2 protein-coding genes are annotated in these 23,612 nt (G+C 74.2%); both read right to left on the bottom strand.

Features of this window, described 5'->3' with window-relative positions; all coding sequences use genetic code 11:
• Positions 1-10: 10 nt before the first annotated feature.
• Entirely contained in the window at positions 11-1,261 is a 1,251-nt protein-coding gene (locus TU30_RS02510) for a hydroxymethylglutaryl-CoA synthase family protein (RefSeq protein ID WP_042163784.1), read from the bottom strand.
• On the bottom strand, positions 1,258-23,574 hold the full coding sequence (locus tag TU30_RS35140) for an SDR family NAD(P)-dependent oxidoreductase (protein WP_042163782.1): 22,317 nt from the start codon (positions 23,572-23,574) through the stop codon (positions 1,258-1,260). The genes TU30_RS02510 and TU30_RS35140 overlap by 4 nt, the downstream gene beginning before the upstream one ends.
• Between the last annotated feature and the right edge of the window lie 38 nt (positions 23,575-23,612).

Raw genomic sequence — 23,612 nt, 5'->3', positions numbered from 1 at the left:
TCCTTCCGGTTCAGATCCAGTCGTAGTGACGGTGGTAGTTCTCCACGCCCTGGAGAGCGAGCAGGGGCGGCCCGCCGGGGGAGTCGGGGCGCCAATCGGTGTGGGCGCCGACGGCCAGGTGTGGGCGGGGCAGCAGACAGGCCCGGCTCTCCGGCAGCAGCTCGGTGTACTCGGCGAAGCCGAGGCGGCGACGGGCGGCCAGCCGCGGCCCGATCTTCCGGGCCGCCATGGCCTGCCTGGACTCCTCGCGCACGGTGCCGCTGAAGAACTCCGAGGAGCACCCCGACCCGTAGGAGAACAGGCCCACCCGGGCCCGATCCGTCGCTCCGGGCAACTGGTCCACCAGGCTTGCCAGCGCCAGGTAGAGAGACCCGGAGAAGAGATTGCCGACCTGCGCCGGGTAGGTGAGGCCCGGCTCGACCCTGCGGGTGAAGTCGGTGGCGATCGCGGCCGAGCCGAACCCGGTGAACTCGCGCATCGCCCGGCGGTGCGCGGCCCGCACCATGCCGGCGAATGGTGTGTGGAAGACCAGGTGGTCGAACGTGCCGTCCAACGTCACGTCGGCGACCCGGGTTCGGTAGTCGGCGAAGCTGCGGACCGTGCACTCCAGGTAGGCCACAAGGGACTGGTCGGCGTCGGCGACCTCGATGTCGGGACCGGGCCGGGCGGTGTCCATCGTCTCGAAGCTGTGCAGGCCGAACGCTCCGAGATCCAGTTCGAGGATGTCGGGGTGCTCGCTGAGCAGCATCGCGACCGCGCCGCTGCCGGTGGCCAGTTCGGCGTACTCGGCACGCTCGTCGGCGAGGCCCACGTCGGTGGCGATCAGCAGCACCCGTGCGTCCGGTGAGGCGCCCGAGGCGAGATAGCCGACGGCGAGTTGCAGGGCCGCGGTGGCGGCGTAGCACGCCTGCTTGACCTCCAGGAGCCGGCAGTGCGAGGGCAGTTCGAGGTATCGGTGGACGTACGAGGCGATCGACTTGCTGTAGTCCACGCCGGACTCGGTCGCCACCAGCACGACCTCGATCGCGTCGCGCGCCTCCGGGTCGAGACCGTCGACCAGGCCCTTGGCGGCGTTCACCGCGTGGGTGACCGGGTCCTCGAAGGGCAGCGCGACTGAACGTCCCGTCAGCATCAGGTTCTTGACGCGGCCGCGGTCCAGGCCCCGGCCCGCGGCCAGGTCGTCGGCGCTGATCCAGGCGCTGCCGCCGTAGACGTCGAGTGCCTCGACGCCCACGGTGACGGGGCGCGGTGCGGTGGTCATGCGGTCTCCTCTGGGTGCCGGTGGGCGTCGGTGGAACGCGGTGTGCCGGAGGCGTCGGAGGGGCGGAGAGTGGTGTGGGGCTCTCGGTCGGCGGACGCGGCGACGACCTCCCGCAAGAGCCGACTGATCTCGTCCGCGTGGGTCACGCAGGGGAAGTGCCCGGCGTCGGCCAGTTCCTCGTACCGCGCGCCCGCGATGGCGGCCGCCAGCTTGCGGGCGGTGTCCAACGGCACCACGCAGTCGAGCCGTCCCTGGATCACCGCGGCCGGCAGGTCGAGCTCCGGCAGTCGGCGCAGCAGATCCGGTTCGTCGGCGAACAAGTCCAGGTAGGACAGGCCGACGTAGGGGTCCATGCTCTCGCAGCGCAGCAGTTCCGCCGCGAGGTCCGGCAGCCGCGCCTCGTCGCCGGTGGCCGCCGCCACGGCGGCCATGTCCTCGGCCACGATGACCTCGAGCCGGTTCACCTCGCCGACCCGGTTGGCGTACCGGTACGAGCCGCCAATGGTGGTCAGCGAGGCGATGCGGCCGGGGTGCCGCAGCGCGAAGGTCTGGGCCACCAGCGCGCCCCAGGACGCTCCGGCCAGGTGCAGCGGGCCGTCGATGCCGAGCCGCTCCAGGGCCTCGGTGCAGAGGTCGACGATGTGGTCGAGGGACATCTGCCCCCGGGTGCGGGTGGCGCCTACCCCGGGGTGATGCAGGACCACCAGCCGGTGGTCCGCGCCCAGTTCGGCGAACTGGCGGGCGAACATCCCGGCCCCGATGTTGAACGGGTGCATCAGCAGCAGGGTGGGGCCGGTGCCGTGCACGAACGCCTCGACGGTCGCGGTCTCCAGCTCCACCAGGTGCCGCTGGACGGCCGGGGCGTGCGCGTTGAGCACCGCCAGGTTGTCACCCGCAGGTGCGTAGCCGTCGGCAACCGCTGCCCGTACGTCGTCCGGAATCCGGTCCGCCGGCTCGAACCGGGCCCGTGCCAACGCCATCGGCGAGTCCACCGGTCCCGTCGGGTGCAGGTCCACCACCCCGGAGCGATCGACGAAGCAGCTGGCGAGCCGGTCCGTGAGCGTCTTGGCGTCGGCGTCGGACAGGCCCGTCGGCACCGCGAGGCGCAGCAGACCGGCCGGGTCGTCGCCCAGGTGCGGGCCGCCCCGGACCCCGGTGGCCCGGTAGAGCCAGGCGAGCATGGCGGGCCCGGGCTGCGCGAGGCCGCCGAACGCGTCGTCGCGCCGCGGGTCGAGCAGCACGCAGTGTGCGCCCGGCCCACCGTGCACCGGCGCACCGGCCTCGACCAGCCGCTGGTGCAGGGACCGCACCTGCTCGCTGCGGCGGTGGACCAGCTCGCCGATCACCGGTGTGTCGGCGAGCGCCGCACCGAGCACGGCCTGTTGCTGGCGGCCGAGTTGACGGCCGTAGGCGTCCTCGTCCTCGGCCATCCGCTCGGCCAGGTCGGAGCGCCGGGTGGCGACCAGCCCGCCAAGCCCGACGGCGAAGTTCTTCGACAGGCTCACCGTCACGGCGTCGGCGGTGTCGAGCTGGTCGCGCACCGTCTGCCAGAGGTCGGCGCGGGCCGCTTCGCCGGCCGCCCACGCGTTGTCCACCATCCGGGTGGCGTCCAGCACCAGCGGCACGCCGCGCTCATGCAGGGTACGGGCCGCCTCCCTGAGTGCGCCGAGGGTCAGCGGGAGGCCGCCGGCCGCGTTGGTGCTCAGCTCCAGACAGACGAACGACACGTCCGCGCCGTACTCGTCCAGCAGGGCTGCCAGCCTGGCGAGCCGGGCGTCGCCGGTGTGCGCCGCGCCGTCCGGACGCGGTGTCCGGACCGCTGTGAACCCCGCCTCGGCCAGCGCGAACTGCCACGTCGGGAACAGGTCGTTGTGCAGCACGACTCCCCGTCGGCCGGGCCAGGAGCGGCACAGCCGCAGCTCGGCGGACCGTCCGGACGCCGTCCACGACACATGCGACAGCGGCATCCAGGCGGGCGGTGCCACCGGGGCGCTGCCCGGGTCCGCGACCCGGGCAGCCAGGGCGGCCATCCGGTCGGTGACGAAGGCGTCGGTGCGCTCGAACCACGAGTCGGTGAGCAGGTCGAACTCCACCTCCGCGTGGTCGAGCAGGACCGGGTTGTGCCCGACCCGGGCCAGCTGCGCGGCGCGGTCGGACACGGGCGCGCCGGGGGCCGCCTCGTGGTCGGCCGAGCCGGGGGTACCCGCCGTGCCGGTGTCCACGCCCTCCGGGGAAGTGGCCGCCGTGTCCTCCGAGTTGGCGATCATCGTGATCAGGTCGACGGCATCGGTACGGTTCGCGGCCGGCTGGCAAAGGTAGAGGGGCACCTCGACCGGCCCGAACTTCTTCTTGAAGCGGTAGTTGCCCTCGTCGAAGATCCCGACCGAGCGCAGTTCGGCGAGCGCCTGGCGCACGTCCTGCGCCGGGTTGGGCGTGGTCGTCACCTCGACGCCGAAGCTGCCGCCGAAGCTGAGCACCTCGGCCCCCTCCGCGGCGAGCCGCCCCACGATCTCGACCAGGCTGTACTCCAGGCCGCCCAGCGGCATGCTCCGCGGATAGAACTCCACATCGAGCAGGTACCCCTTCTCGGCGGGCAGTGCGGCCAGCACGATGGCGCTGAGCAGCTGTTGGTCACGGTAGGTCAGGAAGATCCGGTGTCGGTCGGGCAGCTTCCCCGCCCTGATCAGCTCGCGGGCCTCGGCGACGTACGCGTTCACCATCTGCTTGCCCTCGGACCACTGGTCGACCAGACCGGCGATCGCCTCGTCGGTCGCCGGGTCGGAGCCGCTGACGTACTCCTCGACCCGGTTGTCACCGTCGCGGCGGAACCGGTTCACCAGATAGCGCAGTTTGCTCCGGCGACCGCCGTCGAGCGAGAACGCGTCGAGGTTCTGCAGCCGTTGCACGACCCCGAACGCGGTGGCCAGCATGGGGGTGCCGGCCAGCTCCGTGAGAGGTTCGGTGGACAGCAGGTTGAGCCGCAGTCCGTTGTCGCGGCAGTGTGCCAGCAGCTCACCGGCCGCCGAGGCGAACTGCTCCGGTGCACCGGTGTACCGCCACACCAGCACGGAGTCGTCACGGCGGCCGATCGCCAGGTAGCCGTCGCGGGTGGCCGGGAAGAACAGCAGCGGAGCGATGCTCAGACCGGCCAGGCCGGTCTCCATCCCGTACTGCTCCTCGACATCCCGCACGAGCCGCAGCAGGTCGGGGCGGTCGGCCAGCTCGGAGCGCGGTACAACCACCCTGGCGCCCGCTCCGGTGTGGGCGATGTCCCGCGGGGCAGGGGCGGGGGGTTCCCCGAGCCGGGCCACCGCCGGGGCGCCGAACCGTCCGGCCAGGTGGTCGGCGAGCGAGACGCAGTCGGGCCGGTCGAACAGCAGCGTCTTGGGCAGCGTGCCGAGCACCTTCTCCAGTGCGCGTACCGCCCGCAGCATGTCGAGAGAGGTGAGGGAACCGTCCGTGAACCGGCCGTCGGGCCCCAGATCCTTCTGCACGGCACGCTCGACGGCGCGACGCACGACGGCGGCGAGGTCGTCCGGCTCCGCATCCGCCTCCGATTGCGCATCCGGAGCGGCCGGTGCCGGAGTCGACTCGGCCGGTACAGGCGTCGCCGGGTCCGGCATCAGGGCCGCTTCCTGGATGGGCTGCCGTACGGCGTCCGCGGCGACCGGTTGCGGCGCCGACACCGGCTGTACGGGCATCACCGCGGCCGACTCGGCCTCCGGCCGGGACCGTACGGAGTCCGGAGCAGCCGGGGCGGGATCCGGCGCACCGACCGTGCCGAGGTAGCGCGCCAGGCCGGAGAGCGTGTCGTGCTCATAGAGCTCGCTCGTCGGCAGGGTAGTGCCGTGCTTGTCGTGCAGCCAGCGGACCAGTTCCACGCGCATGATCGAGTCGAGGCCGAGGCTGGTCAACGAGTCGTGGTCGCCGATCTCCTCGGCAGGCAGGCCCAGCGCCACCGCCACCCGCTCGCGGAGCCCCTGCGCCGTCACCTCGGCGGCCCGTGCGGGCGCCGGGGCCGACGGCTCGGGTGCGCCGACGCGCGGGGACGGGGGCCGCGGCGTGTCCACGCGGCGTACCGGCGCCAAGCGGACCTGTCCACGCGCCGCGCGACGTGCCGGGGCGGGTTGTACGGACTCGTTCGCGTCCTCGGCGGACCGGAGTGACGACAGTGACGACGGCACGGAAGCGGCCGAGGCCCGTGCGGCAACGGACGTGGTCGCGACGGCTGCGGGCGCGGCCTGACGGGTTTCACTCCGGTTCCCCACAGGTACGGCCACGGTTTCGACGGCTTCGACCGAGGTCTTGTCAGGCTCGGTGATGGTGTCGGTCGATCCCTTCAGGGGCTGGGCGGGACGGGGAAACCAGTGCCTCACGCGGCTGAAGCCTGGCCCGGGGAGCGGTGTCCGGCCGGGGACGGCGGGCCAGCGGCCGGCCCAGTCGACGGCATGGCCGTCGCACCAGGCTGCGGCGAGCTCCTCCGGAGTGACGTGCGCGCGAGCACCGTCCGGGCGGGCGGTCGCCACGCCGAGGTGTACTCCGTCGGGGCTCGTGCCGCGCAGCGCGGCGACGAGCTGGGCACGGTCGCGGGCCACCACTGCGAGGCGGTGCGGGAGTTCCTCCCGACCGACCTGCAAGGTGTACGCCACCTGGTCGAGGCGGGCGCCCGGCGTCCGGTCGAAAAAGTCGGCCAGCCGCGCGCGGTAGTCGGCCAGGGCCTGAGCGTCCCTCGCCGACACCGGCACGACCCACGGTCCGCCGGTCGAGGGTGGCCGGGTCTCCGCCGCTCCCTCGACCTGGAGCACCACATGGGCGTTGGACCCGCCGAAGCCGAACGAGCTGACTCCGGCGCGGCGCACCGGCTGCCCGGACTCGTCCGTCACCGGGTCCCAGCGCCGGGCTCCGTCCGCCAGGGTCAGCGGGGTGCCGCCCAGGCGCAGGTAGTGGTTCGGCTCGCGCAGGTGCGGCTGGGGCGGGACGAGACCGCCCCGCATCGCGAGCACCGTGGTGAGCAGGCCGACGATCCCGGCTGCCGCCTCCAGGTGACCGATGTTGGCCTTCACCGAGCCGACCGCTACGTGCGGCTCGGCCGGGGCGGGCAGGTTCCAGTCCTCGTACAACCGGGCGTAAGCCTGCTTGAGGCCCTCGATCTCGATGGGATCGCCCAGCGGAGTGCCGGTGCCGTGCGCCTGGACGAAGCCTATGGTGCGCGGGTCCACCCCGGCCGCCCGGACGGCATCGACGACGACGTCCGCCTGGGACGTCGGGTTGGGCGCGGTCAGGGACGGCGTGCGGCCGCAGTGGTTGACCGCGCTGCCCAGGATCACCGCGTGCACGTGGTCGCCGTCCGCCCGTGCGCGGTCCAGCGGCTTCAGTACGACGGCGCCGACGCCTTCGCCCCGGACGTATCCGTCGGCGGAGTCGTCGAAACTGGCGCACCGGCCGCGTGGGCTGAGCATCCCGGCCCTGGTGAAGGTCGCGAAAAGGGCGGGACTGAGCGTCAGGTTGACGCCACCGGCGATGGCCAGGTCGCAGTCACCGTTCTGCAGCGCGCGGACGGCGTGGTGCACGGCGACCAGCGAACTGGAGCACGCGGTGTCCAGCGCCTCGCTGGGGCCGTGCAGGTCCAGCAGATGAGAGACCCGGTTGGCGAGGACGGCGTGGGCGACACCGGTGGCCATGTGGGCCTCGGGGGCGCCGCCATATGCCGTCATCAGCTCGTTGTAGTCGCCCGTGGCCACGCCGACGAACACGCCGGTGGCTGAACCCGCCAGCTCGCCGGGGCGACGGCCCGCGTCGTACAGGGCCTGCCACGTCACCTCCAGGAAGTGGCGTTGCTGCGGGTCCATGTATCCGGCCTCGCGCGGCGAGATGCCGAAGGCTGCCGCGTCGAACTCCGCGACACGTTCCAGGAATCCGGCGCGTACCCCGGCCATCCGCGGATCGGCGAGCAGTTCGGCACGGTCCGCGGGGACGGGCCCCACCTGGTCCCGACCGGCCGACACCGTCTGCCAGAGGGCTGCGAGATCGTCGGCGCCGGGGAACCGGCCGGCCATGCCGACGATGGCGACGGGCATCGCGGACCCGGCGCGGCCGGACACCCGGCCGGCGGGTACGGGCGACACCGAAGATTCGCCAGGAACATCAGACACGGCAGGTGCGGAAGATGCTTCGGACAACGCCCTTTCCGGGACGTCCTCCACCCGCCCGACCGTCGGGTGCTCGCGGACCAGGCGCTCGGCGAGCGCCTCCAGGGTGGGGGCCTCGAACAGCACGGTGGGCAGGAGGTCGAGGCCGTAGCGCGCGTTGACCTTGGTGATGAGTTCGGTCAGCGAGATCGAGTCGAAGCCCAGTTCCATCAGGTCGGTGCCAGTGTCCACGTCGTCGTCCGGCACCATCAGGAATCCGGCAGCGACGGAACGCAGTTCCCGCTCGACGCTCCCGGTTCGTTCGGCGGTCGGCTCCTCCTCGGCGGTCCCGGCGACGTCCGGCACCAAGGTGTGGTGCCGCGTGCTGCGCGGCCGGAGGCCCTCCGCGTAGGAGACCACGCCGGGGCACGTCTCGTCTCCCGCGAGGAAGGCGTCGTAGGAGCGCAGGGCGTCCGCCCCGGGCAGCGGCACCATGCCGGTGTGCTGCGCCATCAGGGTGCGGCTGGCCTCGTCGACCAGCATGCCGCTGTCCGACCAGAGGGGCCAGCCGATGGACACCGTGCGCCCGGGACGCCGCCCGGCGCGGTGCCGGGCGGCCCGTTCGTCGGCGAAGGCATCGAGGAAGGCGTTGGCGAAGGCGTAGTCGGCCTGGCCGAGGTTGCCCGTAGTGGCCGCCACCGAGGAGAACAGCGCCAGGAATTCGAGCGGTTCGTCCCGGGTGGCCGCGTCCAGGTGTACGACGCCCCAGACCTTGGGGGCCAGTACCTCGGCCACCTCCTGGGGGGTCTTGCGCACCGCGAGGGAGTCGCGGGTGACACCAGCCGCGTGCACGACGCCGTGCAGGGCGCCGAACCGCTGACGGACCGTCGCCACGAGAGCGTCGACCTGCCGCCGGTCACTGACGTCGGCCTGGTGGTAGATCACCTCGGCTCCGGTTGCGGACAGGTCCCGCAAGGCCGCCGTCACTGCGGCGTCGGCGGCGCGACGGCCGCACAAGACGAGGTTGACCGGGCCGCCGCGCACGGCGAGGTGCCGGGCGAGCGTCGTGCCGATCCGGCCGGCTCCGCCGGTGATCAGGTAGGTGCGCGCGGGGCCGGTGAGGAGGGCCGGGTCGGCCGCCTGAGCGGCCGACGGTGGCTCGTACTCCTCGAACTCCCGCACGTACCGCTGCGTGGCCGTGTGCCGGACGTCGCCCTCACCGGCACCGAGCAGTTCCTCGACCAGCAGCCGGGCAAGCTCTGCGGGGGCCCCCTCCACCTGCGCCTGGACGCCGGAGAAGTCCGTGTGCTCCAGCGAGATGGTGCGCAGCAGGGCGCCGAGGGCGGCGTACGCGGGCCGGGCCTGCCCGGTCCGCTCGTCGATGTGGTGTGCCACCAGCATCCGCAGCGGGGTCCGGGAACGGGCGGCCCCCAGGTGGCTCGTCGCCAGCCGCAGCGTGGTGTCGAAGCCCTCCCTGAGTTGTGTGGTGAGGTCCGGTGCGGAGGCGGGGCAGACGTGGAGGACGGCGTCCACGGCGCCGGGTCCCGCATAGGCGTCGACGTCCCAGGCGATGCCGCGCAGGTCCAGTTCGGCGGCCAGGTCGGCGCGCAGTGCGGGCTCCGGACAGTGCAGCAGCACCCGGCGCAGGGGGCGGCCCGGCTCCGGCGGGCCGGCAGGCCGCCAACGGGGCCGCCGGTGGCGGATCTCGATGTCGACGGGCGCGGACTCCCGGGCCGTCGCACCGGCCGAGGGGGCGTGGTCCGTACGGACACCGCCGTACGGCGCCGGAGCCTCGCTCCGAACCGCTGCGGGCACGGACGCGTCCAGGGGGACGGCGGCACGGGGCGCCTCGGTCCGGACGGCGGTCAGCCGCAACCCCCGCAGGACGAGGATCTGTTCCTCCCCGTCGTAGATGTCCAGGTCGACGATGCGGAAGCCGGTGGCACCGTCCGGGGTGACATCGCGGGCATGCACCCGGCAGCGGGCCGGGAGCGGACGAACGCTGGTCAGTTCGGCGCACGAGGTGGGCAGGTAGCCGTTGGCGTCGTCGAGCACGGCGAGCGCCTGGAGCGCGCCGTCGAGCACGGCCGGGTCCAGCCACAGGCCGGGCGCGGGCGATGCCGCCACATCGGCCAGGCACTCCCCCGGTCCGGCCCAGAGGGCCCGGAGCACCTGGAGGCCACCGTCGTGCCGCACCCCGCCCGCGCTGAGGCGGGCGTAGACGACGGCGGGCGCCACGGACGGGCCGACCTGGCCGGGGGCGGGCGCAGTACCGGGCGGCAGGGCGGGGTCGGGCAGGGGCTCGACGGTGCCGGTCGCGTACGCCACCCCGTCGGGGCCGGTGAGCGTGAACGGGACCGGCTCGTCCGGCCGGTGGGCGCCCGCCACGACCCGTACCTCGGTTATGCGGTCGAGGTCCAGGGGCCGCTGCCAGGTCAGGTCGCCGAAGCGGACGGCGCCGGACAGTCCGGGAAGAGCCGCGTGGACGAGCTGGGGAACGGCGGCACCCGGCAGGATGCGACGGCCTCCGACGTGGTGGCCGCGGACGGTCTCGCCGAGGACGCTCAGGGACACGGGGGCGGTTACAGGGACGGAAGCGGTCGCGGGGAGGGGAGCGCCCTCGGGCAGGGGTTCGGTCGCGGGCAGCGACACGGGGGCTGCGGGCGGCGGCGTGGCCGGCTCCCACCAGATCCGCCGGCGCCGCTGGGGGTGCCCCGGGAAGGCGGCCGCGCGTGGCGAAACGGGCCACAGGGCGGCCCAGTCGACCCGTTCGCCCCCGGTCCAGCGCCGGGCCGCGTCCGCCCACCGTTCGGCAGCCGGGCCGACGGCCGTGTCGTCGGGCCCGCCCGCAACGGCCTCGCGGGCAGCAGCCGTTTCGCGGCCGGGTGCCGCGCTGCCGCGCCACACACCCGGCGCGCTCTCGCCACGGGCGACCGAGGTCAGTCGGGTGACCAGCTCGGGCACGCTGCCGCAGAGCACTGCGAGACGTTCCCGCAGGGCGGGCCGCCCGACCTGGCTGGTGTGGGCGAGCCCGGGCAGTCCGGCGCCCACCGGCAGCGGCCCCCCGAGGGCGGCGGCGACGTCACCGGCGTACTGGGCCAGCAGCTCGGGCGACCGTGCCGACAGCACGAACAGCTGGTCTCCGGACGGCGGGCCCACCGGGTCCGGCCGTGCGGGCACGTACTCCTCGATCACCACGTGTGCGTTGGCACCACCGGCGCCGAACGAGCTGATACCGGCCCGCCGGGGCGACGCCCCCGCCTCCCAGCGCCGTAGTTCCCTCGGCAGGTCCAGCCGGTCGCCGAGGTCGATGCGGGGGTTGACCTCGCGGAGGTGGGCACAGGGAGCGATGGCGCGGTGCCGGAGTTGGAGCAGCACCTTCGTGAGCCCGGCGATGCCCGCCGCCGCCTCCAGGTGGCCGACGTTGGCCTTCACCGAGCCCACGGCCAGCGGCCGGGCGTCGGCACGGGCATCGGCACCATCGGCTGTGCCCACGGCGACCCGGTCGAACACCCTGCGCAGACCGGCCATCTCGATCGGGTCCCCCAGGGCGGTGCCGGTGCCGTGCGCCTCGACGTAGTCGACCGTGGCGGGGTCGACGCCGGCCCGTTCGAGGGCCTGCGTGATGACCGCCGCCTGGGCGTTCGGGTTCGGCACGGTGTAGCCGGAGGTACGGCCGCCCGCGTTGACTGCGCTGCCCTTGACCACCGCCCAGATGTCGTCGCCGTCGGCGATCGCGCGGCTCAGCGGCTTCAGCAGCACCGCGCCGACACCCTCGCCCGGAACGAATCCGTCCGCTTCGGCGTCGAAGACCCGGCACATACCGTGCGGCGACAGCATCGTCAGCGAACACAGCGAGACGAAGTGCGCGGGGTGGATGATCACGTTGACGCCGCCGGCGATCGCCGTGTCGCATTCTCCGCGCCGCAGGCTCTCGCAGGCCAGGTGCAGCGCCGTGAGCGAGGACGAGCAGGCGGAGTCCACCGCGTAGCTGGGCCCGGACAGGTCCAGCAGGTACGACACCCGGTTGGCGATCGACCAGTACGACGAGTGCGCGCCGGTCATCTCGCCCTGCGGCCACGCGGTCGCGGCGAGCTGGCCGTAGGTGCCGTACATGGCACCGGCGAAGACCCCGGTGCGCCCGGTCGCGCGGTCGCCGAGGTTGCCGGTGCGTTCCAGCAGGTCCCAGCAGGTCTCCAGGAACAACCGTTCCTGTGGGTCGATCTTCACCGCCTCGCGGGCCAGGATGCCGAAGAAGCCGGGGTCGAACCGGTCGACACCCTCGATGAACCCGCCCCGTGCGGTGTAGAGCCGGTTCTGGGTGCCGGGCCGGGCGTCGTAGTACTCCCGCCAGTCGAACCGGTCCTCCGGCACCTCCGTGACGGCGTCCCCGCCGGACGACAGCAGCCGCCAGAAGGCGTCCAGGTCCGGCGCGCCGGGGTACCGGCCGCTGACGCCGACGATCGCGATGTCGTCGGGCCGCACGGCCCCGTCGTGCGAAGCGGGTTCCGTCCCTGCGGTACGGGCCACAAGGGCTGCCCCGGATCCGGTACGGGCCACAGAAGGCGCCCCGGTGTCAGGGCGGACCTCGGAGATCGTCCCAGGGCCGGTGCGGGGCGTTCCGGTCGCTGCCGCCAGCTCCGTCGGCCGCATGGCGCGCAGGTGGTCGGCGAGAGCTGCGATGGTCAGGTGCTCGAACAGCAGCGTCGACGGCAGTGCGCCCAGGTCGGCCTCGAACCGGCCGATGAGGGTGAGGCTGACCAGTGAGTCGATGCCGAAGTCGTCGAAGGCCGCGTGGTCGCCGAGGTCCTCCGGATCGTGCCGGAGCACTTCGGCGAACACTGCGCGCACGTAGTGGCGGGCCGCCTCGGGCGTGGGGACGGCCGGGTCCGGTGCCGTGGATACCTGGTCCGGCGTCACGGCGGCCGGTTCCCTGCGGGCCGTGAGCAGACAGGGACCCGCCGCTCCCGTGGCCGCCGCCGCGGTCACCTCGACGTCGGTGAGGCCTGCCTTCCCGGCAACCGCGTGCCAGGTTCCGGGCGTGAGCAGCGGCGAGTGGGGCTGGCGCAGCTCGGGGTCCTGGTAGCGCCACCAGCCTTCGGTCAGCCCGAAGGTGAGCGTCAGGAAGTCAGAACGCCCGGTGGTCTCGTGCACCAGGAGGAGGCCGCCCGGACGCAGGAGCTCGGCGGCGTGCCGCAGCGCGGCGGTGACGTCCGAGGTGGCGTGCAGCACACCGGCGACAACCACCGCGTCGTGATCGGCTCCGAAGCCCTGGACGGCGGGTTCCCGTTCCGCGTCGAAACGGGCGTACCGCAGGGTGACGGCGTCCGGTGCGTGCGCCCGCAGGGCCTGTTCGCCCTGCCGCAGGAACGAGGCCGACAGGTCGGTGAACACGTACTCGACCGGTGCGGCGCCGTCCAGTGCGGCCAGCACGTGGCGCGTGGTGGCGCCGGTGCCCGCGCCGATCTCGAGCACTCGTGCACCGGGCCCGCAGGCGTCGACCTGGCTGCGCACCCGGGCGGCGAGCTCCTGATTGGCGGCGCGTTCGGCCGCGCCGCCGCCGTAGAACCGCGCGAGGAGGTCGGTCGAACCGCCGGGGAACAGCACCTCCAACGGGTTGCGGCGCCCGGCCAGCACCTCGGGCAGCGCAGCCACACATCGCCGCAGCAGCTGCTCCTGCGCCTCGACGGAAGCATGCGGCCGTGCGGGAGCACCGGCCGGTCCGGTGCCGCCGAGGCCGATGAGGTCCGCGCCCTCGCAGCGCACCGCCCCGGCGCGTTCGAGAATGGGCAACAGGGCGTCGAACAGCCGGCGATGGGCGGGTACGACGCCGAGCCGTTCGGCCATCGTCGTGGCGGAGCACCGTGCACCTGGTGCGGGCAGCACTCCGGCGGCGGTGAGTTCAGCGGCCAGCAGGGCGCCCGCCAGGGATTCGAGGCTGTCTTCGGACGGTTCCCGCACAGTCACTCCGAGTCTGCTCAGCGCTTCCGGGGTGGCCCGGGCGACGAGGGCCTGTGGCACGCGGGCGGTGAGGATCTGCCCCAGGGCGGCGAATCCGTCGGCGGGTTCGATCGAGCCCACTCCGGCCGCCGCCATGATCCGGGCCCGTTCCGGCGCGGCGACCACTCCGACACTGCCCCAGTAGCCCCAGTTGACGACGGTCACCGGAACCGGGCCCGCGGCGTGCAGCGCCTGCCCGAGGGCGTCCTCGACGGAGCTGGCCGCCGCGTACGCGGCCTGGCCGGGCGAGTCGATCGCGGAGGCGGCCGAGGAGAAGAGGACGAAGTGGTCCAAGGGTTCGTCGCGCAGCACGTCGTGGAGCACCCGTACGCCCCGGGCCTTGGGCCGCAGCGTGGCCCGCAGGTCGTCCGCGTCGGCGAACGCCAGTGTCCGGTCCCGCAGTTCCAGGGCGGCGTGCACCGCGCAGGTGACCGGGCCGAACTCGGTGTGGGCCACGGCGAGCGCGGCCCGGACGTCGCGGGGTTCCGCGACGTCACCCCGCACGTACCGGACCCGGCCGCCGGCCGCCTCGACCTCCGCCAGCCGTGCGGCCACCTCGGCGTCGGCCGGTCGGCGTCCCAGCCAGACCAAGTCGGCGGAGGTGTGCCGGGCCAGGTACAGGCTCAGGGCGAAACCGATGCCACCCGCGCCACCCGCGATCAGATGGACGCCACGGTCGCGCCAGGGCGAGGCGGGGCTTGCGGGGCCGCCCGGGGTCGCGGTCCCGGCCTGCGGAAGCCGGGCCGTGGTGGGCGCGGCCGTCAGAGGCCGGAAGACCCGGGTGAGCCAGCGGCCGTCGCGCCAGGCCGGCGCCGGGTGCCCGGCCGGGGCCCGCAGCAGCGCCTCCACGCCCGCGTCGCCGAGGTCGAGGCCGCGTACCTGCCAGTGGGGGTGTTCGGCGCCGGCGGCGCGCAGCACACCGAGGATGCCCGCCCGCGCGGGAGCCGTGACGGGTCGTCCGCCGGCGGGCAGCACCCCTTCGAGGACCGCCGTCAGGTTCAAGGGCCGGCGGGCCGCCGGGCCCTGAGCCAGCACCCGTACACAGTCGAACACCTGCGCAAGGGTGGGGTCTTCGTCGGGGTCGGCCGGGCTGTCGCCGGTCGCCACCACGTGAACGGAGTCCAGGTCGGGGCGTGCCAACCGGTCCGGTCCGGCGGCCAGCGGCAGCAGTTCGCCGCCGCACCGGGCGGCGAGCTCCCGGGCCAGCGGTTCCGCGCCGGGCGTGTGGAGAACCAGGGCACGTCCGGACTGGGCGGGCGAGAGGTCTCCCTCCCCCACCGACGTCCACGTGGGCACGAGTACGGAGACCGCGGGCCCGCCGTCCTCCTCCCCCGCACCGGCTGTACGGGACGACGACGGTGCCTCGGGGGCTGTACGGGGGGACTGCCCCGGGGCCGCCACCTCGCCGTACTGACCGGCGCGCGCCGGGCGCGGGTGCTCCGTGCGCGCCTCACGGGCAACCAGGCCCTCGATGCGGGCGTGCTCCCAGCCGTCGGCTCCGGCGAGCCGGACCGTGATGCCCTCCGGGGTCCGGCTGACGTGCGCCCAGGTCGGCGCCCCGTCGGCCGGGCGCACCACCACCCGGGCCGCCGCGAACGGCAGCAGCAGTTCCCCCTCTCCGGCCAGGACGGAAGCCACTTGGACGGCGCCGTCCAGTGCGGCCACGTCGACCACGCTGCTCCACGTGGATCGTTCGGCGACGGTCAGCCGGCCGAGCGCCTCGCCGTCGCCCACCCACACCTCGTCGACCACCTGGTAGGCCGGGCCGTAGTGCAGTCCGGCGGCGGCGAACCGGGTGTAGAGGTCCTTGCCCGACCGGTGGCCGGTGCAGCGCCGGGCTATGTCGTCGACCGGGAGCGGTGCGGCCGGCGCCGGAACGGGCCGCACCGTGCCCGTGGCGAAGTCCGTCCCCGCGCAACGCAGGCTGAAGCGGGAGCCGTCCATCTCGACCCGTACCTCCTGCGCCGTACCGGCGCGCAGCGGCTGGAGCCACCGCACTCCGGACAGCTCCAGCGTCCCGTCGTCGCCCGCCGCGATCGCGGCGAGGGCCAGCGCGCCGGTGCCGGGCAGCACCGGAGTGTCCCCGATCCGGTGGTCGGCGACCTGCCAGGCGTCCGGGGCCACCCACCAAGTGAGGCCCGCGGCGGGAGCGGTCGCAGGAGCGGCCGGGGGCTTCGGCCAGTACCGGGTGCCGCGCAACGGATGCGGTGGCAGCGGGGTGCGGCGGGCCTCGATCCCGTGGAACTGCGTCCCGAACGCGGGGCTGCCGCCTGCGAGGTACTCGTCGGCGAGGCGACGCTGCTCCGGCGTGGCCGCCGCCAGGGACGGCGGGGCACCGTTCGCTGCGGCCCGCAGATGGACGGCGAGGTCGTCGAGGCTGTCCGCGACGACGACGGCGCGCGCCGGGTGGTGGCGGCGTCCGAAGCACAGGGTGTAGGCGACGTCAGCGAGTTCCGGCGCCGACGGCGCCGCTTCGGCCAGGGCGCCGAGCTGCTCCCCGAGTTCCCTGGGGGTACGGGCCGAGACCGGTACGACGAAGCTGCGCGGTCCCAGGTGCCGCGGCCGGGCCGGGCCCTCAGCGACGACCAGGTGGCAGTTCGTGCCGCTCACGCCGAAGCTGCTGACCGCGGCGATGCGCTGCCCGCTCGGGCCCGGCGGCCAATCCCGCACCTCCGTGACCACCTGGAACGGGCTGTCGTCGAGGTCGAGCCGGGGGTTGGGCGAGGCGAACCCGGCGGTCGGCGGCAACTGTTTGTGGCGCAGCGCCAGCAGCACCTTGAGGAGGCTGGCGATGCCCGCCGCCATGGTGGTGTGGCCGAAGTTGCCCTTGACCGAGCCGAGCGCGCAGGACGCCGTCGTCGATCCCGTCCGGGTGAACGCCTCCGCGAGCGCCTTCGCCTCGATCGGGTCGCCCAGCGGGGTGCCGGTGCCGTGCGCCTCGATCAGACCGATCTCGTCGGGGGTGATGCCCGCTCGCCGCCAGACCCGGGTGAGCAGGTCGGCCTGGGCGCGTCCGCTGGGCGCGGCGATGCCGTTGCTGCGGCCGTCGCCGTTGGCGCCGCCGGCCCGGATGACGCCGTGGACGTGATCGCCGTCCGCGAGCGCGCGGGCCAGCGGCTTGAGCACCACGGCGCCGACCCCCTCGCCGAGCACGATGCCGTCGGCGGAGGCGTCGAAAGGCGCGCTCCGGCCGGTCGTCGACAGGATGCCCGCAGCGCTGGTCTGCACATGGATGTCGGGGCCCAGCATCAGCGCGACCCCGCCCGCGACCGCCATCTCGCAGTCCCCGCTCAGGATGCTCTGGCAGGCCAGGTGCACCGCGAGCAGGGACGACGAACAGGCACTGTCCACCGCGGCGGTGGGGCCGGTGAGGTTGAGGAAGTACGAGACGCGGGCCGCCAGCACCGACGGGGCGCCGCCGAGGAAACTGTGCGCCGTGTCGTGCCGTCCGGCGGCGCGGCGGAGGTGCCGGTAGTCGCTCTGCGTGCAGCCCACGAAGACACCGCAGGACGTGGGTGTGTCGGGGCCGACCGCGTAGCCGGCATCCTCCAGCGCGCGCCACGACTCGGTGAGGAACAGCCGCTGTTCAGGGTCCATGTCCTCCGCCTCCAGCGGGGACATACGGAAGAACGGCGCGTCGAACCGGTCGATGCCGGACAGCGACGCCGCCCACTTGCTGGTCGTGGTGCCGGGGGGCCCCGCCGGGTCGTAGTGGACGCTGGTGTCCCAGCGCTCGGCCGGAACCTCCTCGGTGTGCTGCCTGCGATCGACCAGAGCGGCCCAGAATGCTTCCAGGGTGGGCGCGTGTGGGAACTGGCCGGACATCCCGATCACCGCGATGGCGTGCGCGTCGTGCGGTGGCGGGGCGGGGTCCGGCGCCACGGTCGCCGCGGGCCTGGTGAAAGCGGCGGGTACGGCGGTACCGACCGGGCCCGGCGCGGCGGGTGCCGCGGGGGCCGCGTGCTGCCCGGCGCGTGCGCCGACGCCACGCAGCACGAGCGGGACCGCGGCCCCTGGCTCCGGCGAGGACACGGCCGCCACGACGGGGGCGGGAACGGGGATTACGAGCGGTGCCGTCGCCGGGGCGGGCGCGGCTGTGCCGACGGGCGACGGGGCCGGCCCGTCCGTCACAGGCTCGGCGGGCCGGGCCGGTTCCGACGCCCCGACGCGCGGGGCCACGGCGGCGTCGGCCACCTGTTGCTTGTTGCGTACGGCCTCGGCCACGGCATCGGCCAGTTCGGGGACCGTCGGCCGCTCGTAGACCAGGACCGACTCCAGGTGGACGCCGAGCCGGGAGGCAAGGGTGTTGGTGACCTCGACGGCGCCGATCGAGTCCAGTCCCATGTCGGAGAACGTCTGCCGCAGATCGACCTCGTGCGGTGCCAGGTAGAGCTGAGCGGCCACCACCTCGACGACGACGTCCCGCAGTTCTTCGCCGGCCGACCCGGAAGGTCCCGGCGGCGGTACCGGCTGCACATGCGGTGCCGGCGGCACGGAGGGGACGGGCGGGTGAGGCGGCACGGAAGACACGGGCGGCGCGGCTGGTGCGGTCGCCGCGGCGGTCGGGGAGGGCGGCGCGGACTCGCGTCCCAGGCGGCTCTGGACGCGTTCGACGGCCTCGCCGCCCAGCACTCGCTCATGCATGCGCAACTCCCGTTCGATCACGTCGGACAGAGCGGCGAGCGTGCGTCCGGCCAGCTCCCGCTTGAGCTCGGCGGCGGCCGTGCGGGACTGCCGGACGATGGACTGGGCGTACCCCAGGGCGGTGGACAGGACGTCGGCACGCGGACGGATGTCCACCGAGGCGCCGCGCTCGCGCAGTTCCGCACCGGTCAACGTGCGTCCGGTGTAGAACAACTGCTCGGCGACCGCCGTACCGAGCTTGCGCTCCACGAAGAAGGTGGCGCCGGCTCCGGGGGTGAAACCGTAGGTGAGGAACGGCACGCCGTAACTCGCCTCTCGCGCCATCACCACCACGTCGGCGTACAGGCCGAACACCAGGCCGCCGCCGCTGGCGTGGCCCTGGAGGGCGCTGACGACCGGCTTGTCGCACGCGAGGACTAGCTGGTGCAGGAAGGACACGTCGGCGAACGTGCCCTGCTTGGCGGCCAGTCGGGCCATCGCCTCTGGTGTGGCGCCCATGCTGAACACCTCGCCGCTCCCGGTGATCACCACGCAGGACACCGCCTCGTCGGCGGCTGCCCGCACCAGGGCTTCCCGGAAGCCGTCCAGCAGCTCGTCGGTGAAGGTGCTGCGGCCGAGGGTGACCAGGAGGATTCCGTCCGGCAGCAGGCGTGTCTCGCACGCGGGCCGGTCCGGATCGGGATCCGGCGCCCGCGGCGGCTCCGGCGCTCCACCGTTCGCGGCAGCGGTGTCCGTCACCGCGGTGACTCCCGTCGTAGCAGCGGTGTTGGGAGCGACTCGGGGCCGGGCACCCGCTTGTCTCCCGGCGGTGGTGCCCGCCCGGGCGCGGACGCCCGGCACGGCCGTGGCCTGTGTGGCGGCAGGGGTGCCCGCGACGGCAGCCGTGTCCGCTCCCCCCGCGTTCTCCGCGCGCCACAGGCCCGGCCAGCAGCGCTCGCCCCGAAAGGGATACGGCGGCAGCGGCACCCGTCGCAGGCCGGCCGGGTGACAGCGGTGCCAGGGCACGTCGGCCCCGGCCGCCCAGGCTTCGGCGAGCCGGTCCCACTGCCGCTCGCGCACCGCGTCGTCGAGACCGGCCGGGTCCGCGCCGCCCGGCTCGCGCCCCCAGTAGGCGCCCGGTGGCGGGGCCTCGCCCGCGAGGTGGGCCCGCAGCGCCCGGCGGGCGGCGGAGCTGTCGGCACAGACCACGGCCAGCCGGTGGGCCCGCGGGGTCCGGCCGACCTGGGAGGTGTAGGCGAGGTCGTGCAGCCGCTCCGCTCCCTCGCCCGGGGCCAGTTCGTCGAGGGTGCGCCGGGCGAGCTCGTCGGCGCGAAGCCCGGTCGACGCCGCGAGGAGCTCCAGGTCCACCACTTCCAGGCCCAGATCGCGCAGGGGCACCGTGGCCGATACGTCGTCGGGCTGCACGCCGAGGAGACCGGCGACCGCGTGGCGGACCTGCTCGTCGCCCTGTTCCAGGACGGCTAGCAGGTCCCCCGCCACCCGGGCGAGTTGTTCCTCGTCCTCGGCGGACAGCACCAGTACGGCGGGCCCGGCTGGTACGGGGGCGGCGCGGGGCGGGGGCGCCTCCTCCAGGACGAGGTGGGCGTTGGAGCCGCCGGCGCCGAACGAGCTGACGCCCGCCCGCCGGACTCCGGCCGCTCCCGGCTGCCACGGTTCGGCGGTGCGCTGGAGCCGGAACGGGCTCTCGTCGATGCGCAGCGCCGGGTTCACCTCGTCGCAGTGCAGCGTGGGGGCGAGCGTGTGGTGCCGCAGTTGGAGCAGCACCTTGGTCACGGCGGCCACCCCGGCGGCGCTCTCCAGGTGGCCGATGACCGACTTGACCGAACCGAGGGCGCAGGTGGTGTCCACACCCGTGTACGCGTCGCGCAGTCCCTGGACCTCGATCGGGTCGCCGAGCGAGGTGCCGGTGCCGTGCGCCTCGACGTAGTTGACGGTGGCCGGGTCGACGCCGGCGGCGGTCAGGGCTCCGGTCACCACGTCGGTCTGCGCGCCCGGGCTGGGCACAGTGAATCCACTGGCCCGGCCGCCGTGGTTGAGGCGGGAGCCGCGGATCACGCCGTACACGTGATCGCCGTCCGCCCGCGCGGCGGCGAGCGGCTTGAGCAGCAGTGCGCCCACCCCTTCGCCGGGTACATAACCGGTGCCGCCCTCGCCGAAGCTGCGACATCGTCCATCGCGCGACAGCCACTGCCCGGCGGCGAGTTGCAGGTACTTCTCCGGGTGCGGCATGACGTTCACCCCGCCGGCCAGCGCCCAGGTGCACTCGCCGGAGCGGATGGCCTGCACGGCGAGGTGGATCGCCGTCAGCGACGACGAACAGGCAGTGTCGATCGCCATGCTGGGGCCGCGCAGGTCCATCCGGTAGGACACCCGGTTGGCCACGGACGAGTGCAGGGCAAGAGGCAGTGGCTCGTCCGGCGCAGCGTCCACCAGTTGGAAGTGGGACGACATCACTCCGACGAACACCCCGACGCGGCGGTCGGTGAGCTGGTCGGGCCGGTATCCCGCGTCCTCGACCGTCTGCCAGGCGGTGGTCAGGAACAGCCGTTCCTGCGGGTCCATCCGCTCGGCCTCGCGGCGGGAGATGCCGAAGAAGGCGCGGTCGAAACGGTCGATACCGTCGAGGAACCCGCCCCATTTGCCGTACGTGCGGCCCGGTGTGTTCGGCCGGGGGTCGAAGAACTGCTCGTGCGGCCAACGGTCGGCCGGTACCTCGGTGACGCAGTCGCGTCCCGCGCTGAGGTTGCGCCAGAACTCCGCCACGTCGGCGGCCTGCGGGTAGCGGCCGGCCATGCCGATCACGGCGATGGCGTCATCGTCCACCCCGCCCCTTGCCTCGGCGGGAGGTGCGGCCGGGGCGAGGACGAGATCGGTGTCGGACGGGGCACCGGGCTCGGTGCCGGTCCCGGCCGCGGTCCCGGTCGTGGGAGCCGTACCGGATGTGGCCGTGGTGGCGGACCCGGGTTCGGTCGCGGTGCCGAGCGCGATCGCGATCCGGTCTGGTTCGCCGTAACCGATCAGCAGATGGGACGCGCCGGAGGCCAGCGCGCCGCCGAGGGCGCGGAGTCCGGCCGCGGTGGGCATCGGTGCCAGTCCGTGCGTCTGCCGGTCGTGCCGCAGGGCGTCGGCGGGCGCGGTCATTCCGCCGTCCGACCAGTACGGCCACTCCACGGCGAGACTGCAGCCCGGCCCGGTGCGGCGCCGCATCAGCGCGCCGAGGGCGGCGTTGGCGTAGGCATAGTCGCACTGGCCGGGGCTGGGCAGGGTGGCCGCGAGCGAGGAGAACGCCACGAACAGGCCGAGGTCGTCGGCCGAGGTCGCCTCGTCGAGGAGGGTGACCGCGTCGATCTTGGCTGCGAGCACGGCGGCGGCGCGTTCCGGCCGCTTGCGGAAGAACACCGCGTCCTCGACCGCGCCCGCGCACTGGAACACCCCGTCGAGACGCCCCTGGGTGCGCCGGGCGGCCTCCGTCAGACGTGCCACATCGGCCGCCGAGGTGAGCTCGGCCCGCACGTAACGCGCCGTCACACCGATTTCCCGCCACTCGGCGAGGAGCCTGGAGGTCTCGGGCGGCTCCGGGCGACGGGCAGCGAGGGTGAGCTCGGCCCCGTACTCGCGGGCCAGCCAGTTGGCAACGTGCAGACCGATCCGGCCGGCTCCCGCGACGAGGTACGAGCCGCCCCGCCGGATCGGCGCCCGTTCCGGCGGCGGGAGGGGTACGGGCCGGTGGCGGCGCACCAGCCGCCGGCCGCCCAAGTGGTGCACCTCCACGTCGGCCGTGAGGTCGTCGGCCTCGGCGAGCAGGACTGCCGCGTCGGGCGTGCCGGTCGGCAGGGCGACCACGCGGCAGCGCAGTGCGGGCACCTCCGTGCCGAGGGTGCGCAGCAACGCGCCGAGTGCCTGGTACCCGGCGTCGGCGTTCGGCCCGTGCACCACCAGTAACCGGTGCGGGCCGGGTCTGCGGCTGTCGACGAGGGCCGATGCGAGTGCCCACAGCCGGGGGTACGGCGCGGGCGCGGGCCAGGTGGCGTCGATGAACACGGACGGTTCGATCCCGTCGGAGGCCATCCGGTGCAGCAGGCCGGTCAGGTCCGCCCGGTCCCACTGGTCCACGACGTAGCCGCCGACCGGCGCCGGCCCGTCCTGCACCAGCGTGACGACCCGGCGGTCCGGGCGAGCGGCCCGCAATGCCTGGGCCCACGCCGCGCCGAACACCACGATGTCCCCGTACCCGTGCCCCGGCACGGGGGCGGGCGCCGGGGTCCAGACCGGTTCGAAGGCGACGAGCTCACCCGGCAGCCGGGCGTCGCCGGTCCCGGGGGCCGCTTCGGCCGAACCGGTCTCCGCATCCGGGGACACGTCTTCGGACGAGGAGGTCTCCCCGTACTCGGAGACGAGGAAAGCGGCGACGGCGTCCACTGTCGTGTGCTCGAAGAGCAGTGTGGGGTAGAGGGTCGAGCCGACCACTTCCTCCAACTGCTCCGCGATCCGCAGCACGTCGACCGAGTTGAGGCCGAGTTCGTAGAAGCCGACTCCTGTGGGCACGTCGGAGGCGGGCCGGCCGAGGTGCCCGGCGACCACCGCGCGCACCCGGTCGGCCATCGCTCCGCCCACCGGCGTCGCCCGCCGCTCTCCCACCTCGGGAGCCACTGCCGACGAGACAGCGGGGACCGGGGCCCGCTCCGGAGCCACCGGCACGGGAGCCTCCGGGGCCGACACCGCCGCGCCCGGTCGCAGCCGCTTGGACGCGAAGCCCACGATCTCGGCGATCGGCTCGCCGTCCAGGTCGTAGATGCGGACGTCATTGCTGAGCAACTCGCCGGAATCGGTGAGCCGTTCCGCCTCGGGGACATGGACCAGGGCCGGTCCGCGCAGGGGCCGGACCGCACGGAACCTGCTAACGAACATCGGCACGAACGGGTCGTTCTCCGGCGGCGTCTGACAGAACCCCAGCAGCGTGGCCGCGTCCAGGCGGGCGGGGTGCAGGTAGAAGTCCTCGCTCCCGGCGCCGGTGCCGAGGTCGATCTCGGCGAGCAGACCGCCGGGGCCGCGCCGGACGGTACCGGTGCAGGCCATGCGCGGCCCATGGTGCACCTGCTGGGCGCGCGCCCTGCCGTACACCTGCGCCATGTCGCCGGTGGCGTCGGCCGCGTCCCGGACGTCCGGGGCCAGCGCGGGCAGCGCCCGCCCGGACCAGTCGAGTTGCGCGCGGAGGTTCTCCACCCAGGGCGCACCGAGTGTGAGCTCGCCGACGGGGCGGCTGGTGACGCGCACACCGACCCGGCCGGTGTCGTCCGCCTCGAACACCACGCGCAGCTCCCGGCCGATGCCCGGCGCGGTGGTGACAGGTTCGGCGAACAGCACCTGGGTCAGCACCGCCCGCGCCGGGTCGAGACCACGGGCCTCCAGCATCCGCCAGATCACGTCGAAGAGGGCGCTGCCCGGCAGCAGGCAGACGTCGCGGAGCCGGTGCTCGTGGACGACGAAGTCGGTCGGCTCCAGAGCGACCTCTGCTTCGACGCGGGAACCCGGACTGAGCATGACTACCTCCCGTGGACGATCCGGCAGGGCCCGGACCG

Source organism: Streptomyces sp. NBRC 110035, assembly GCF_000829695.1.
In the GTDB taxonomy this organism is placed as follows: Bacteria; Actinomycetota; Actinomycetes; order Streptomycetales; family Streptomycetaceae; genus Streptomyces.
This window is presented reverse-complemented; position numbering and strand designations above follow the sequence as displayed.

What these genes read in the sequence shown, in the direction of transcription:
- TU30_RS02510 (WP_042163784.1), bottom strand. Translation starts at nt 1,261, where the DNA reads ATGACCACCGCACCGCGCCCCGTCACCGTGGGCGTCGAGGCACTCGAC.
- TU30_RS35140 (WP_042163782.1), bottom strand. Translation starts at nt 23,574, where the DNA reads ATGCTCAGTCCGGGTTCCCGCGTCGAAGCAGAGGTCGCTCTGGAGCCG.